This window comes from Pseudonocardia sp. CA-142604, assembly GCF_050948475.1.
Taxonomy (GTDB): domain Bacteria; phylum Actinomycetota; class Actinomycetes; order Mycobacteriales; family Pseudonocardiaceae; genus Pseudonocardia; species Pseudonocardia alaniniphila.
Genome location: NZ_CP192045.1, coordinates 2,455,806 through 2,470,554, shown reverse-complemented (window position 1 = coordinate 2,470,554; position 14,749 = coordinate 2,455,806). Strand labels below are relative to the sequence as shown.

The following is a 14,749-nucleotide window of genomic DNA, read 5'->3' as shown; positions in this document are numbered from 1 at the left end:
CGGTTTGCGGACGCCATCACGATGGATGGGTGTCCGTACGCTTTCGCGCGGGGTACGTGACCTCACCTGCTCCGCTCTACTACGAGCGGTTCACCCCGGTCGCCGACGGCGACCGCCCCGTCATGGTCATGGTCCACGGCGGCTGCCTGAGCGGCGCGTGCTACCTGGGCACGCCGGACGGCCGTCCGGGCTGGGCTCACGACTTCGCAGGCCAGGGCTACGACGTCGTGGTCCCTGACTGGCCCGGGATCGGCAGGAGCGGAAGCGTCTGCGAGCACGCGCTGTCCGGCAACCTGGTCTGCGCGGCGCTGGGCGCTCTCCTGGAACAGGTGGGGCGTCCGGTCGTCCTGCTCGTCCACTCGATGGCCGGTCCTTTCGCCTACCGGCTCGTGGAGACCCACGGGAACCTCATCGAGGCGCTGGTGGCGGTCGCGCCGGGGCCACCGGGCAACATCCAGCCGGAGCCCGTCGTGGTGGCCGAGACGGATTCGGACATCGAGCTCGCCGGGCCGTTCGCCCGCCGGCGGTTCCCGAAGACCGGCAGCTACATCGCCACCGAGGAGTTCGTCCAGGAGAAGCTGATCGGGCGGGAGTCCACGCGGTTTCCCCGCCACGCCGTGGACGAATTCCGGGCCGGGCTGCTCGCGCTTCCGGCCCCGCTCATGCTGCAACGGCAGAACCTCCGGGGCGGGCAGCTCCGTGTGGAGCGAGCGGACAACTTCGCGGGGCTGCCGATACTGATCGTCACCGGGAGCGCCGACCTGGAGCACCCTCGGGACGAGGACGGCGCCACAGCCGAGTGGCTGGCCGGGCTGGGCGCGAACGTCGAGTACCGCTTCCTCGCCGACGCCGGGATCACCGGCAACGGCCACATGCTCATGCTCGAGGACAACAGCCGCGAGATCGCCCTCTCGATCGCCGATTGGCTGGAGAGGGCGGCGATCCCGGTGCCGATCGGCCGGCGCTGACGCCGCCTGTCACCCGTCGGCGGGCGCGGGCAACCGTCGCGTGCGCACCTGCACACCCCCGCGGGCCCGGCCGCCGGTGCCGGCCGCCAGGCGCAGGCAGGTCTCGACCCACAGGTTCAGCTGGATCTCCTTGGCCAGCCGCAGCCTGCTGTAGAGCAGATGCGAGAGCCGGTCGCCCGACCGCGCCCACGCCTCGATCGCGATGACCAGCGTGTCCTTCTTCGGTCGGCACCGGAACTCGATCTGACCGGCCTCGAGGTGCCCGCGCAGGGTGGCCAGCCGGAACGACGTGTCCGTCCGGTCGACCACCCGCACCGGCCCGTCCCATGGTCCCGGCATCCGGATCAGGAACTCGTCACCGACACTCATGGCGCCCGGCTCTCCCCGCGTCTTCTCGAACACCGCCACCTCGCGGGGGGCGGCGCAGTTCGGGTCGCCCGCGAGCGCGGCGATCACCTCCGCTGGCTGCTGCTGCGCCCCTTCGACGCGGACCGAGTAGCGCCGGTGGAACATCGGGCCGACGCCGTGCTCGGCGGGTTGCAGGTCGTCGTCGAGGACGTCGGGCGGCAGCGGCGGGGGACGGTCGTGGTCGTCGCCCGCGCTCTCGGAGCGGTGGATCGGGGTGGTGCGCCACATGTACTGCCAGGTCACCAACGCCAGCCCGATCGGCCAGCGGAGCACGATCGCGGTCCGGTGGGCGAGGCTGCCGGGGGCAGGGCGCGAGCGGCGGAGTAGGAGCACGACACCTCGGGTACCCGATTCCCGTGATCCCCACTGGTCCTGCGCTCCGCCGTGCCGCCGTGTCGCTGTACGGCGCGTCGTTCGGCTCGATCGGGTTGTGCATCGTGCTGTGGCTTCGCGCCAAGACCGTGGACCAGGACGAGCGGGGCAACGCGGAACGGCGTGCGCTGTTCGTCGGGCTGTGGCCCCCGATGTTCTGGCTGATCGGCGACGCCGTGCACCGCGCCGGCCACCGGCGCTGACCACTGTGCAGGACCTCGCGGCCACGGTGGGCGAGCTACGCGGGCGTCCGGTCAACTACGACGAGACGAAGGCTCCCCCGTTCGTCGTCGACGGCTGGCACCAGGACCGGCGCGTCGTGGTGCTCGGCCGGGAGGCACCCGGCGAGCCGGAACCCGGCGGGTTGGTCGAGAAGGCCCGGGCCCTCGTCGACGGCTACGAGTTCAGCGACCCCGCCATCCTGCGGGCGGCGTTCCGTTGGCCCGGCGACCTCGTCGGCCGCGACATGCTGCTGGAAGGCCGGTTCCTCCTGCTGCGCTTCCTGATCGGGGTGCGCATCACCGCGGCGCACGACGAGGTGCGCGAGGGTGCCGACGGGCCCGAGCGGGTGGTCGGCTGGTCCTACCAGACCCTGCGCGGCCATCTGGAACAAGGCCGGCTGACCTACGAGGTGGCGAAGAACCTCGCCACGGGCACCGTCGAGTTCCGGATCATCGCCTACTCCCGGCGCGCGCCCATCCCCAACCCGGTGCTCCGCACGGGGTTCCGGCTCTTCGGGCGGCGCACGCAGCTGCGCTTCTACCGGCATGCGCTGGTCCGGCTGCACCGGCTGATGCAGGCGCCACCCTGCCCGCTCGCTCCCGGCCCGGACGGGATCGTCCGCGCACCGAGCGGGGTAGGAGTGGGCCGCTGCGAGAAGTGGACGCTGCCGTTCGTGCACCCGGGCCGCTGATCCGGCCGTCAACCACATGGGCGAACCCCTGACCAGCGGGTTTGCCGAGAGCCGACGCGGGCAACCGCCGGTTGTGCAGCCTTTCGACCAGATCGACCGTCTCGAACGCGCCGAGGCGCTGGACCGGCCGGCAGCGGCGATCCGCCCTGTGGTGCAGCGGCTGCTGCGCGACCGCCGGGTGAAGGACGCACTGCACGGCGTCTGGCTGGGCCACCCCCTGCACCCAGCGCTGGTGCATCTCACGCTCGGGTCGTTGTTGTCGGCGTCATTGATCGACCTGGTCGGCGGGAAGCGCCGCTACTCCACCGGTCTCATCGCCACCGGCCTGCTCCTGACGCCGCCCACCGCCGCCGCGGGATGGGCGGACTGGTCAGCGGCCCACCCCGACCAGCAGCGCGTCGGGCTCGTGCACGCCTCGACGAACGCGCTGGCGGTGAGCTGCTACGCCGCGGCCCTGTGGAAGCGGGCCCGGGGGCGCCGCGGAGGACGGCTGCTGTCGCTGGCCGGAGCCGCCGTCGCCAGTGTGGGCGCAGCTCTCGGCGGCCACCTCTCCTACCACCTCGCACTCGGGGCCAACCACGCCGACCGCGTGAGTGACCTGGCACCCCAGGGCTGGCAACCGCTGGGTGCACTTTCCGAGGTGCCCGAGGGCACACCGGTGCGGCGGACGGCGGGGGAGGTGCCGGTTGTCGTGCTGCGGCGCGGTGAGAAGGTGAATGTGCTGGCCGATCGCTGCCCCCACCTGGCGGGCCCGCTCTCGGGCGGCGAGGTGGTGGGCACGGACGGAAACGCCCGGGTGGTCTGCCCCTGGCACGGCAGCGAGTTCCGGCTCGACGACGGCCACGTCGTGCACGGCCCGGCCACTGCACCCGTGCCCCGGTTCGAGACGCGAGTGGTGAGCGGGAAGCTGGAGGTCCGGATCACCCCGCCAGGCTGACCCGACGCGGGGTCAGCGCTCGATGTGGACCTGCACCGACCGGCCGTCCGGCGACAGCCAGCCCTTCTTCTCCGCGTAGGCCGTCATGCCCGCCCACTGGTCCGCCCAGTCCGGAGCGGTCGCGACCAGCTGCGCCGTGGAGCGCAGCACAGCAAGATCCAGCCATGCGTTGTCGGCGTCGATCGGCTCGCCGACGCCGGTGGTCGTCAGCGCGGCCCGGAGACCGTCGGCGTCGAGGTCGGTCTGCAGGTGCAGGCGGCCGAGGTCGTCGGCGTCCTGCACGACGGCGCCTTCGGCCGTCACTCGGACGATCACGCCGCCATCCTGCCTGGTGGGCGCGGCGACGGCCAACCCGGGCCGATCGCCCCGGTCACGGGAGCGCCGGCGGTCAGCTCCCGGCGGAGCGGTCCGGCGCCCGGAAGAGGACGCCGGCCGAGTCCGAACCGGACGCCCCGTGGATGCGATAGGCGATTCCCGCCGCCTCGACGAGCGCCACGTCCTCGGCACGCACCCCGCGACCGGTGAACCGCTCGACCGCGACGAGACCCTTCTCCACCCGGTCGTGATAGTCCTCGAGCTCGAGCCCGGCCAGCGCCGCGAGAACCTCGGGGTCGCCGGGGAGTGCGGGCGGGGGCGGTTCGAACGAGGCCAGCAACTCGCCCTCGCGGGCGAAGGACAGGCTCGTGAGCGCGTTGACGTTCCAGTACATGCTCGCCGCGGAACCGTGCGCCGAGGCCCGCCGGAGCACCGGCCCCTGCGCCCCCTGCCAGCCGTTGTACTCCAGTGCGAGAACCGCGCCGTCGATCGGGAGCACGGCGACCCACGGGTCGATGCCGATCTGCCCGAACAGCTCGGTCAGCGGCACCGGCTGCGCCGGATCAGCGCCGAACGCGGCCAGCACCTGCTCCGGTTCTGCTCCGGTGACGACCATGACCGTGCCGGCCGGGCCGAGGCCGGTGCCGCGCACCCAGCGGTAGGCGACCTCGGGCCGGGCGACGACCGGCGGCTCCGGCTCGCCCCGCAGCCGGTGGCCGAGCCGGTCGGTGGCCTTGTGCACCACCTCCCCGGCGAGCGGCGCGGGCCAGACGACGATCTCGTAGCGCTCGCCGCCGTCGCCGTGCTCGTCGCGGCCACGGGCCGAGATGCGGGCCCGTACGGGTCCGGGCCACGGCGGGGTCTGACCCAGCAGGTGCGACGGTGCCGGCGCGGCCGGGCCCAGCAGCGAGGCGGCCCCCTCCTCCGCCGTGTAGCTGATGTCGACGACCTCCTGCCACGAGGCCAGGTCCACCACGGTGGGTTCCTCGGCCAGCACCCGTAGCCACACCGGCACCGCGGCGCTGCTCACGCCCGTACGCAGAACGATCCCGCCCGGCACCGCTTGGACCAGCCCGTTCGCCGGCTCCCCGGCAACGGCCGGAAAGGCGCCCTCGACCATGGCGAACCGGTGCTCCAGCACGGGAACGTCGCCCGCCGAGAACCGCGGGAGGACGTACTCGGCCCGCAGCCGCTCGCGCAGCGCCGCTGCGTACTCGACCGGCATCGGGCGCGACAGCAGCACCCGCGTCGCCGCGTCGAGTGCCACCCCGACCACCACGGGCGGCTCCGCCCCGAGGATCGGGGGTGCGGCCGCCCGGAGCACGGCCAGCGCCGTGACGACGGCGAGCGCGAGATGAATCCCGCCGTGGGCGGCGGCCACGTCCTGCTCGGCGCCCGGAGGGATCTCCAGCAGCGGGGCGATGCGCTCGTGCTCCGCGAGGGCGCCCACGAGACCGGCGACGAGCTCGCGCAGTCCGGGTGCGATCTGGTCGAGCAGGGTGACGGCCGAGTAGGCCTCGCTGTCACCACTCGCCGACATACTGGCGACCCCACCCCTGCCCTGCGACACCCTGGCCCGCGCGGGGCCGCGCAGAGTCTCGGGGATGTCGAGCGCGACATCGGGGACGGTGAGCTCCAGCGCCCCGAGGAGCCGCTCCGCGAGGAGATGGTCCACCCCGGACCGGCGTCCATGAGCAGGGCGGAGCGCGTCGGCCGGGGCGGCGGGCGCCGCCAGCCTCCCGAGAAGCGCCACGGGCGTGGCGGGGATGCGGCCCGCCACCATGGGCAACGCGCTGAGCACGATCTCCACCAGCGCGTCGGCGACGCCGTCGGGTGGCTCGGGCACGGTGGTCTCCGCACCCGGCGCACCGACGGGCCACGCGGCCGCCACCGGCGCGCGCATCGGCTCGGCGGCCCGAGCCACCGGTAGTCGTGATGGTTCCGGTCGATCCACAGCAGACCCGCCCCTTGGTCGTGGAGCCGCCATTCTCAACGATCATGCGTACGGCCGATCACCCGGTCCGGTGAATGGTCGGCCCGCTCGGCGGGCACCCCTGCGGCATGACGGACCGTCCGCACGGAATCGATCCCCAGGAGCTCGCCGACGACGACCTCCGCCGCGAGCTGGCCCACATACACGAGACCCGGCACGACACGCTGCTCCGCGGCAGCGAGTCGGCACTCGAGGCCCACACGCAGCGGATGTTCGCCCTCGAGCGGGAGTTTCTGCACCGCTTCCCCGAGGAGAGCGCGCCCGACCCGCAGCGCACCCGGGCCGGCAGCCGCGAGCACGCCGGGCAGCCGGTGCCCGGGCGCGACATCACCGGATCGCCGGGCTGAGCGGCCCTCGGGAACACATCCGGTGGTCCCGGCCGACGCATCCCCGAGCGCGGCCGGGGTCCGCTCAGGCCGCCTCGGGTCGCCCGCACCCGATCGCCTGCTGCACCACACGGACGGGCGGGCGGGGCTTGCGCAGCACGAGGAACGCGATCGACCCGAGACCCGTCACCACCGCGAGCGCGACGAACGCCCCCGGGTAGCCGGCCGGCCCGTCGGCGAGCGCGGTGACGAGCAGCGGTCCCACCACCAGCCCGAGCGAGACGAAGCCCATCGACCAGCCCATGATCGTGCCGAACGAGCCGATCCCGAAGTAGTCGGTGCGAAGGGCCGTCATCGTCGGCCCGCGCAATCCCCACGCGATCCCGTGGACGATCGCCGCGGCCACGACGAGCCCGATGCCGGACACCATGGCGAGCGCGATCAGCACCCCGGTCTGCACCATCATGCAGATCGCCGCGTACCAGCGTTTGTCGACCCGGTCTCCGATGAACCCCGTGACGATCTGGCCGAGCAGTTGCGCGACCGACATCACCGCGACGGTGAGGCCCGCGATCGCGAGCGATATCCCGTGGTGATGGGTCATCAGCGGGACAAGGTGCAGGTTCACCGCGCTGACCGCCACGAGTGCGGATCCGTGCCCCAGGATGAGCAGCCAGAACGCACCGGTGTGCAGCGCGCTGCGCAGGTCGTGGTCGCCGCTCGTGGCCCGGTCCTCGGACGCGGCCACGGCCGACGCCCCGTCGACCACCGCCGGTTCGGAGGCCGTCGCGGCACCCACGACCGGTCTCGGAGCCCTGTCGGTGGGCAGGACGACACCGGCGGCGAGGCCGACCACGAAGATCACCACGGCCACGCCCATGAACGTGGCGCGCCAGCCGAAGCTGTCGAGCGCCCAGGTCACGAGCGGGACGGCCAGACCGCCGAGCGCCACCCCGGTCGGCAGCAAGCCCAGCGCGAGAGTGCGCCGCTCGGTCACCGACTGCACCACCGCGACGGTCAGCGGCATCATCCCGGCGGCTGAGCAGCCGAGCGCGATCACGACGACCGCCCCGACGAAATGGGTGGCCTCACCGACGACGCTGGCCAGCGCGAACCCGACCGCCGTGGTGATCGTCCCGATCCTCGACACGGCCCGTGTGCCGAACCGGTCGCAGCACCAGCCGGTGATCGGCGAGATGAACCCGTTGCCCAGCTGGACGATCGCGTAGCCCAGCGCGATGACACCTGCCGACCAGCCCGTGTCGGCCGTGATCGCCACGAGGTACGCGCCGAACGCGCTCATGATCAGGCCGTTCTGCAGCGTGAGCAGCACAGAGCCGCCCGCCACCACCCACCAGCCGTTCCTCCTCCGCACCCGCGCCGACTGCGGGGTCATCGGGTGGTCGGCGCCGTGGCGTCCCGCTCCCCGCTCTGCTGCCGGTCGAACTGCGCACGGGCCCAGCCCAGATCGGCCTTGCCCGTGTTGAGCCGCTGGACCTCGGGCACGACGGTGACCTGGCGCGGCTTCTTGTAGGAGGCCAGGCGCTCGGCGACGAACGCCGCGAGCTCGTCGGCGTCCGCGTGTGTGCCGCGCTCCAGGGAGACCACCGCGGCCACAGCGCTCCCCCAGCGCGGGTCGGGAACCCCGAGCACCACGACGTCGCGCACGGCGGGGTGGGCGTGCAGCACGAGCTCCACCTCGTCGGCGTACACCTTCTCCCCGCCCGTGTTGATCACGGAGCTGCCGCGCCCGAGCAGCCGCAGCCGCCCGTCCGCCTCCAGCACGGCCATGTCCCCCGGGATCGAGTAGCGGACGCCGTCGAGGTCGCGGAAGGCGGCGGCGGTCTGCTCCGGTGCGCCGGCATAGCCCGCCTCGGGGACGACCGGGGCGGCGAGCATGCCGACCTGGCCGGAGCCCGGCGGCACATCGTTGTTCTCGTCGTCGAGCAGGCGTGCGCCGGCGGCGAGCACGAAACTCGCGTCCTGCTCGTCGACGTTCTTGCGGGTGACCGACGAGTGCGCGTACACCCCGCCCTCGGACGCCGCGATCGTGTCGAGCAGGGTCAGGTCGGCGTAGGTGAGCAGCCTGCGCTTCACCCCAGGGCTCCACACCGCCCCGACACTGCGCATCTTGCGGAGGGAGGTGATGTCGGCCGGACGGCCGGCGTCGCGCGCCGCGTCGAGCGCGTCGAGCAGCCGCAGCGCGAACGCGTCGCCGACGATGTGCAGTTCGGTGACGCGGTGCCGCGCGATCGCGGCCACGATGGCCTCCCCGGTGACGCTGCGGCCGGGCAGCAACACGACAGGCGCCCCGACGGCCAGCGCACCCAGCGCGCCGTACAGACCGGTGCCGTGCATCAGCGGCGGGGCGATCAGCGCCACCGTGCCGCCCTCGCCGAACGGGTCGATGTCGAGCGCCTGGTGCAGCGCCTCGACGCCGTCGGCGGGGTTGAGGCCGAGTGCGGAGAACCCTCCCGAGCGCACAGACCGCAGCCGCTCGGCCTGGCTGCCCACCACGGCCTTCGGGTAGCCGGTGGTGCCCCCGGTGAACAGGAGCCACTCGGTGTCGCCCCGCGGGCGCCGCGGGTGCCGCTGGGCGGCGGCGACGTCGGCACCGAATCCGATGCCGTCCGCCGCGATCTCCACGAGCACGTCGCAGCCCGCCACCGGCTCCGCCGCCTCGGCGAGGACTCCGGCCAGGTCGGCGTCGGCGACCGCGCCACGGGCCCCGGAGCTCTCCAGCAGGTAGCGGACCTCCTCGGCGCGGTAGCGGTAGTTGATGTTGATCGGCACGGCCATCAGCTTCAGCAGCGCGTGCAGTGCCACCAGGTACTCGGGCGAGTTGCGGGCGTTGATGCCGAACCGGTCGCCTGCCCGGATCCCCCGGGCATACAGGTATCCGGCCAGCCGGTCGGCGAGCTCGTCGACCTGCGCCCAGGTGAGCTCCCGCTCCCCTGCCGCCACCGCCACGCGCCCCGGCACGAGGTCGGCGATGTGCTCGAAGTGCGAGGCGATGTTGTCGGCGAGTGCTGTCGAGCTCACGGAACGGCCGGCCGCGGTCATCGCGATTCCGTGGCCGGTACCTGCGGCTCGGCTGCGACCTCCAGCCCGAACAGCCGGGCCGCGTTGTGCAGCATGATGCCCGGTTTCACGGTGTCGCGGATCTCGGTCTTCTCGAGGTCGGCGATCCACCGCTCCGGAGTGAAGAGCGGGAAGTCGGTGCCGAAGAGCACCTTCTTGCGCAGCAGGGTGTTGGCGTACTGCACGAGCTGAGGCGGGAAGTACTTCGGCGACCACCCGGAGAGGTCGATGTACACCTGCGCCTTGTGCACGGCGATGGCCAGCGCCTCGTCCTGCCACGGGAACGACGGGTGGGCCATCACGATCGGCATGTCCGGGAAGTCGACGGCCACGTCGTCGAGGAACATCGGGTTCGAGTACTTCAGCCGGACGCCGCCACCGCCGCGGGTGCCCGACCCCACGCCGTTCTGCCCGGTGTGGAACAGCGCCGGCAACCCGTGCTCGGCCAGCACCTCGTAGATCGGGAAGGCAACCGGGTCGTTCGGGTAGAACTCCTGGACGCTCGGGTGGAACTTGAAGCCCCGGAACCCGTACTGCTCGATCAGCCGCCGGGCGATCTTGGCCCCAGCCTTGCCGCGCAGCGGGTGCACGCTCGCGAACGGGATGATCACGTCGGAGTGCTCGGCCGCGATCTCGCCGATCTCCTCGTTGGTCGGGGCGTGCTCGGCGACATCGCCGAGCGAGTCGATCGTGAACGTCACCGCGGCCATCCGGCGCTCGCGGTAGAACGCCGCGAGCCCGTGCAGGTCCATGCCGAGCACGTCGGACTTGAAGTGGTTCTTCATCTCCGCCATGCGCGCGCTGCCCTCCTCCGACTGCGCGGCGCGGGTGGAGAAGTGCACGTGGGTGTGCATGTCGATGGCGACGAGGTCGGTCGGCGCGAGCCGCTGCTGCTCGTTCATCGGGTGGCCTCCGCTGGCACGTCGGGGGTGTAGGGCTGCAGGTGGGGCGCAAGCTGCTCCGGGAAGACCTCGGCGATCGACTCGGCCGTCCATCCGCCCTCGCGCGAGACCTCGGCCGCGACGGTGGGGTGCGTCCAGACGGTGATCCGGTCGCCGCCGATACCCAGCGCCTGTCCGGTGACGCCCGCTGCGGCGTCCGACAGCAGATAGACCAGCAGCGGGGCCACGTCCTCCGCCGTGCCCACGCCGGCCTCGCGGAGCCGGGACGGCACGGGTTCGCCCGCCTCCACTGCCGCCACGGCCTCGGCGAACGCGGGGATGGTGGCGACCATCCGCGTGAGCGCCACCGGGACCAGCGCGTTCACGGTGACGCCGTGGCGGGCGGCCTCGGCGGCGAGCGTCCTGGTCATCCCGACGATGCCGGCCTTGGCGGCCGAGTAGTTGGTCTGCCCGAAGCTCGCCCGCTGGCCGGCGGGTGAGCCGATGAGGACCAGCCTGCCGCCCCCGCCCTGCTCGCGGAACCGGGCCAGCGCCGCCCGCGCGCAGGTGAAGGTGCCGCGCAGGTGGGTCTCGAGCACGAGGTCGAAGTCCTCATCGGACATCTTGCCGATCGTCCGGTCGCGCAGCAGGCCGGCGTTGGTGGCCATCGCGTCCAGCCGTCCGAAGTGCTCCACGGCGGCGGCGACGAGCGCATCGGCCGTGGCCGTCGGCCCCACCGGCGCGACGACCGGGACGGCCCGGCCGCCCGCCGCGGCGATCTCCGCGACCACGACGGCGGCGGCGTCGGCGTCCACGTCGTTCACGACCACCGCGGCGCCAGCCGCCGCGACCGCCCGTGCGTAGGCCCGGCCGAGACCCCGGCCGGAGCCGGTCACCACCACGACCCGTCCGGCCAGCACCGGATCTCCTGCCGGATCTCCCGTCACGAACCTTCCTCCTTCAGTCGCCGATCACGCACGAGACGTGCGTACCGCGTGACCGGGGGTGGGATGCGCCCCGGTCACGCGGAGCCGATGGTGGCCCTCCCGCGGTCGATCACCACAGTGCCGTCGTCGGTACGGGTGCGGTAGAGAGCCTCGTCTCCCGTGCCGTGCCAGATCTCGACGGTGAGCGCCTGACCGGGCACGACCGTGGCGCTGAACCGGCCGTACATCCCGGTGAGCCGCGCCGGGTCGCCGCCCGCGACCTCCTGCAGCAGCGCACGGCCGGTGACGCCGTAGGTGCACAGCCCGTGCAGGATCGGCTTCCCGAAGCCCGCCCTCGCCGCGAACGACGGGTCGGAGTGCAGCGGGTTGCGGTCTCCCGAGAGCCGGTAGAGCAGCGCCTGCTCCGGCCGCGTCTCGTACCGCACGCTGCGGTCCGGGGCACGGTCGGGCGCCGCCCAGTCGTCGCGCGGCCCGCGGTCGCCGCCGAAGCCGCCCGCACCGCGGATGAACACCGCGCTGCGGTTGGTGGCGAGCAGCGACCCGTCGGCGAGCACAGCCTCGGACTCGGTGACGACGAGCGCGCCCGAGCCCTTGTCGTACACGCCTGCCACCCGCGCCGTGGCCGTGACGGTGCCCTCCACCGGCACCGGCCGGTGGAGGGTGACGGCCTGCTCGGCGTGCACCAGCAGGGCCGGGTCGAACGTGCCGAACGACGGTGGCGGGGCCTGCGACAGGAGCACGGCGAACGTCGGTAGTACCTGCTGCGCCACCCCGTCGGAGTTCTCCGTGGTGAACGCGAGCTCGCTCGTCGGCTCCCCGAGCCCTGCCCCGACGCCCACGGCGTAGAGCAGGGCGTCGGTCGAGGTCCACGACCGGGTGCGCGGCTCCCCCGTGCGCCCGACGGCCGTCGGATCGATCGCCATCAGCCGGCCTCCGGGACCGCGGCGTCCGCCTCCAGCCCGTCGAGGATCGGGTAGTGGCACGCGGTGAAGCGCCGCGGTGCCACCTCCCGCATCTCCGGCTCCTCGGCCGCGCACCGCTCCGTGGCGAGCGGGCACCGCGTGCGGAACCGGCAGCCGCTCGGCGGGTTGACCGGCGAGGGCATCTCGCCGGTGCCCACCTCGGCGGGCGCGCCGGCGGTCTCCATCGACGGGATCGAGGAGACCAGCAGCCGCGTGTACGGGTGGACCGGGTTGTCGAAGAGGGCCTCGGTCTCGCCCACCTCGCAGATCTTGCCGAGGTACATCACCGCGACCCGGTCACTGATGTTGCGCACCACGCCCAGGTCGTGGGCGATGAACACCAGCGTCAGCCCGTAGCGGCGCTTCATGTCCTCGAGCAGGTTGAGGATCTGCGCCTGCACGGACACGTCGAGCGCCGACACGGGCTCGTCGCAGATGAGCACCTCGGGCTCCAGCACGAGCGCCCGCGCGATCGAGACGCGCTGGCACTGCCCGCCTGAGAACTGGTGCGGCCTGCGGTCGGCCACCTGCGCCGGGTCGAGCCCCACGGCCTCCAGCACCTCGGGCACGACCTTGGCCCGCTCGCTGCCGCGGCCCCACACCACCAGCGGATCGCCGACGATGTCGGGGATGCGCCGGCGCGGGTTCAGCGACGAGATGGGGTCCTGGAAGATCATCTGCAGCTTGGGACGCAGCTGGCGCAGCTCCTCCGCCGACAGCGTGGCGAGGTCGCGGCCCTCGAACAGCACCGACCCCCTGGTGGGGCGCGGCAACTGCATGATCGCCCGGCCGGTGGTCGACTTGCCGCAGCCCGACTCCCCCACCAGGCCGAGGGTCTCGCCCCGGTGGACGTCGAGGCTGATCCCGGAGACCGCGTGCACCGTGCGGCCGCCGCCTGCGGGGAACTCCACGACGAGGTCGTCGAGCCGGAGCACGACGTCGGCCTCGTCCGCCTCGTGCGCCGCCGGAGCGGTCGCCTCCACCTGCGGCGCGGTCACCGGTCGAGCCAGGTGGTCGCGAAGAACTGGTCCCGAGTCAGGTAGCGCACCACGCCCTTGACCTCCGGCTTCGTGATCGTGGACAGGTAGCCGCGGCTGTAGAAGGCCACGGGCAGGTCCTGGTTGGCGAGCAGCTGGACCTGCTGGTACAGGCGCGTGCGCTCGGCCGCGTCCGACGAGGCGGTGGCCTGGTCGAGCAGCGTGTCCATCTGCGGGTTGGAATAGCCGCCGTAGTTGGCGTTGCCGCCGGTGTGGAAGAGGTTCGTCGCGGCCGGGTAGGCCGCGTCGACCGGGCCACCCACCCAGCCGGCGATCTGGAAGTCCTGGCTCTGCACGACGCTCGAGGAGTACTGCGCGAGGTCGAAGAACTGCGGCTGCAGCGTGATGCCGATCGCCGCCATCTGGGCCTGCAGGAACTCCGCGAACGCCACCCGGTTCGGTGCGTTCGTCGTCTTGTACTGGACGGTGGCGCTACCGCCGCCCGCCACGTACTCCTGGACGAGCTGCTTGGCCTTCTCCGGGTCGTAGGTCGGCCACGCCGCCGCGGCCTCCGGCGTCTGGTACGCGCTGTCCGAGCCGAAGTACCCGTCCGCCCTGGTCATCCGGGACCGGAACTGCGTGGCGGCGAGGGCGTTGAGGTCGATGCCGCGGATCAGGGCCTCGCGCATCTTGAGGTCGTCGAACGGGGCCTTCTCGACGTTGAAGTAGATGTACTCGGCCCCGTTGCCCGGCCCGTAGTAGACGCGCAGGTTCGGGTTGTCGAGCGCGCGGATCAGCTCGGTGTGGTAACCGCCGAAGATCTCGTCGACATCGCCGTTCTCGATCGACGCGTAGCGCGACTCGGTGTCGGGCAGTGGACGGAACTCCAGCCCGTCGAGATAGGGCAGGCCCTTGTCCTTCTGCCAGTAGTCCGGGTTGCGCTCCAGCACCATCCGCGAGTCGCGCGTCCAGCTCACCATCTTGAACGGGCCCGCACCCACCGGGTTGGCCGCGATCTGGTCGCCGTACTGGGTGAGCGCGGCCGGCGAGACGATCGTGCCGAGGCTGCCGCCGGTGAAGCTGCCGGCGAAGGTCACCGGGAACTGCCCGAACGGCCCGTTCAGCGAGAACTCGACGGTGTTCGCGTCCACTGCCCGCATCGACTGGATCGGCTCGGTGAACTTGTGTCCGGGCGAGGACGCCTTGTCGATGTGCCGCTGCACGTTGGTGATCACGGCGTTGGCGTCGAGCGGCGTGCCGTCGCTGAACCGGACGCCGTCGCGCAGGACGAGCCGCCAGGTGCGGCCCTGGTCCGGGCTCTCCATCGACTCCGCCATGTAGGGCTCGACGGTGCCGTCGGTGCCGAGCTTCATCAGCGAGTCGTAGACGGCGATGGCCGCCTGGTTGGTGTTCTGCACGGTCGGGTCGAACCCGACGGCCTCGCGGTCGGTGCCCAGCACCAGGACGCCGCCGCGCTTGGGCTGGCCCTCCGATGCGAGGTCGCCTCCGAAGGGGTTGGTGGCCGTGATCCCGTCGCCGGCTCCCGGCGCCGCGGCAGGCGCGACGTTGCTCCCGCATGCGGCGAGCAGCACCACGCCCAGCAACAGGGCGAGCGCGCCCACGGCGCGCGACCCTCTTCGGCGGACCCCCCGTCCCGTCGCTCTCGGCG

General features: G+C 72.8%; 15 protein-coding genes. 5 read left to right on the top strand and 10 right to left on the bottom strand.

Annotated features, from left to right (window positions below):
- Window positions 1-29 precede the first annotated feature (29 nt).
- On the top strand, window positions 30-968 hold the full coding sequence (locus ACQPZQ_RS11295; protein ID WP_433294796.1) for an alpha/beta fold hydrolase: 939 nt from the start codon (window positions 30-32) through the stop codon (window positions 966-968).
- 9 nt (window positions 969-977) lie between these two features.
- On the opposite strand, the gene ACQPZQ_RS11290 is transcribed toward ACQPZQ_RS11295, so the two are convergent.
- Window positions 978-1,709, bottom strand: a complete 732-nt coding sequence (locus ACQPZQ_RS11290) for a DUF1990 family protein (protein WP_433294794.1) — start codon at window positions 1,707-1,709, stop codon at window positions 978-980.
- Window positions 1,710-1,735: 26 nt separating this feature from the next.
- Here ACQPZQ_RS11290 and ACQPZQ_RS11285 point away from each other — a divergent pair, with 26 nt between their 5' ends.
- Genes ACQPZQ_RS11285 through ACQPZQ_RS11275 form a run of 3 tightly spaced genes read left to right on the top strand, consistent with a single transcriptional unit; the run spans window position 1,736 to window position 3,598 of the window.
- Window positions 1,736-1,951, top strand: coding sequence for a hypothetical protein (locus tag ACQPZQ_RS11285; protein ID WP_433299126.1), 216 nt, complete (start codon window positions 1,736-1,738; stop codon window positions 1,949-1,951).
- A gap of 5 nt (window positions 1,952-1,956) precedes the next feature.
- On the top strand, window positions 1,957-2,661 hold the full coding sequence (locus ACQPZQ_RS11280) for a DUF1990 family protein (RefSeq protein ID WP_433294792.1): 705 nt from the start codon (window positions 1,957-1,959) through the stop codon (window positions 2,659-2,661).
- A gap of 16 nt (window positions 2,662-2,677) precedes the next feature.
- Window positions 2,678-3,598: a Rieske 2Fe-2S domain-containing protein gene (locus ACQPZQ_RS11275; protein WP_433294790.1), complete on the top strand. Its 921-nt coding sequence runs from the start codon at window positions 2,678-2,680 to the stop codon at window positions 3,596-3,598.
- Window positions 3,599-3,610: 12 nt separating this feature from the next.
- Here ACQPZQ_RS11275 and ACQPZQ_RS11270 read toward each other — a convergent pair whose 3' ends face one another.
- A complete protein-coding gene (locus ACQPZQ_RS11270) occupies window positions 3,611-3,913 on the bottom strand; it encodes a hypothetical protein (protein WP_433294788.1) in 303 nt (100 codons plus the stop codon).
- Between the two features lie 73 nt (window positions 3,914-3,986).
- On the bottom strand, window positions 3,987-5,837 hold the full coding sequence (locus ACQPZQ_RS11265; RefSeq protein WP_433294786.1) for a DUF6461 domain-containing protein: 1,851 nt from the start codon (window positions 5,835-5,837) through the stop codon (window positions 3,987-3,989).
- Between the two features lie 137 nt (window positions 5,838-5,974).
- Here ACQPZQ_RS11265 and ACQPZQ_RS11260 point away from each other — a divergent pair, with 137 nt between their 5' ends.
- On the top strand, window positions 5,975-6,253 hold the full coding sequence (locus tag ACQPZQ_RS11260) for a DUF6158 family protein (protein ID WP_433294784.1): 279 nt from the start codon (window positions 5,975-5,977) through the stop codon (window positions 6,251-6,253).
- A gap of 64 nt (window positions 6,254-6,317) precedes the next feature.
- Here ACQPZQ_RS11260 and ACQPZQ_RS11255 read toward each other — a convergent pair whose 3' ends face one another.
- The 7 genes from ACQPZQ_RS11255 to ACQPZQ_RS11225 form a co-directional block, all read right to left on the bottom strand.
- Entirely contained in the window at window positions 6,318-7,628 is a 1,311-nt protein-coding gene (locus ACQPZQ_RS11255; RefSeq protein WP_433294782.1) for an MFS transporter, read from the bottom strand.
- Window positions 7,625-9,295, bottom strand: a complete 1,671-nt coding sequence (locus tag ACQPZQ_RS11250) for an AMP-binding protein (protein ID WP_433294780.1) — start codon at window positions 9,293-9,295, stop codon at window positions 7,625-7,627. The genes ACQPZQ_RS11255 and ACQPZQ_RS11250 overlap by 4 nt, the downstream gene beginning before the upstream one ends.
- Window positions 9,292-10,215 (bottom strand): amidohydrolase family protein, encoded by a 924-nt coding sequence (locus tag ACQPZQ_RS11245; protein WP_433294778.1) that lies wholly within the window; start codon window positions 10,213-10,215, stop codon window positions 9,292-9,294. Before ACQPZQ_RS11245 ends, ACQPZQ_RS11250 begins: the two co-directional genes overlap by 4 nt.
- Complete coding sequence (locus tag ACQPZQ_RS11240) at window positions 10,212-11,114, bottom strand: SDR family oxidoreductase (protein ID WP_433299124.1); 903 nt, start codon at window positions 11,112-11,114, stop codon at window positions 10,212-10,214. The genes ACQPZQ_RS11245 and ACQPZQ_RS11240 overlap by 4 nt, the downstream gene beginning before the upstream one ends.
- A gap of 101 nt (window positions 11,115-11,215) precedes the next feature.
- Window positions 11,216-12,064 (bottom strand): MaoC/PaaZ C-terminal domain-containing protein, encoded by an 849-nt coding sequence (locus tag ACQPZQ_RS11235; RefSeq protein WP_433294776.1) that lies wholly within the window; start codon window positions 12,062-12,064, stop codon window positions 11,216-11,218.
- Complete coding sequence (locus ACQPZQ_RS11230) at window positions 12,064-13,101, bottom strand: ABC transporter ATP-binding protein (RefSeq protein ID WP_433294774.1); 1,038 nt, start codon at window positions 13,099-13,101, stop codon at window positions 12,064-12,066. The genes ACQPZQ_RS11235 and ACQPZQ_RS11230 overlap by 1 nt, the downstream gene beginning before the upstream one ends.
- Window positions 13,098-14,702 (bottom strand): ABC transporter substrate-binding protein, encoded by a 1,605-nt coding sequence (locus tag ACQPZQ_RS11225; RefSeq protein ID WP_433294772.1) that lies wholly within the window; start codon window positions 14,700-14,702, stop codon window positions 13,098-13,100. The genes ACQPZQ_RS11230 and ACQPZQ_RS11225 overlap by 4 nt, the downstream gene beginning before the upstream one ends.
- Between the last annotated feature and the right edge of the window lie 47 nt (window positions 14,703-14,749).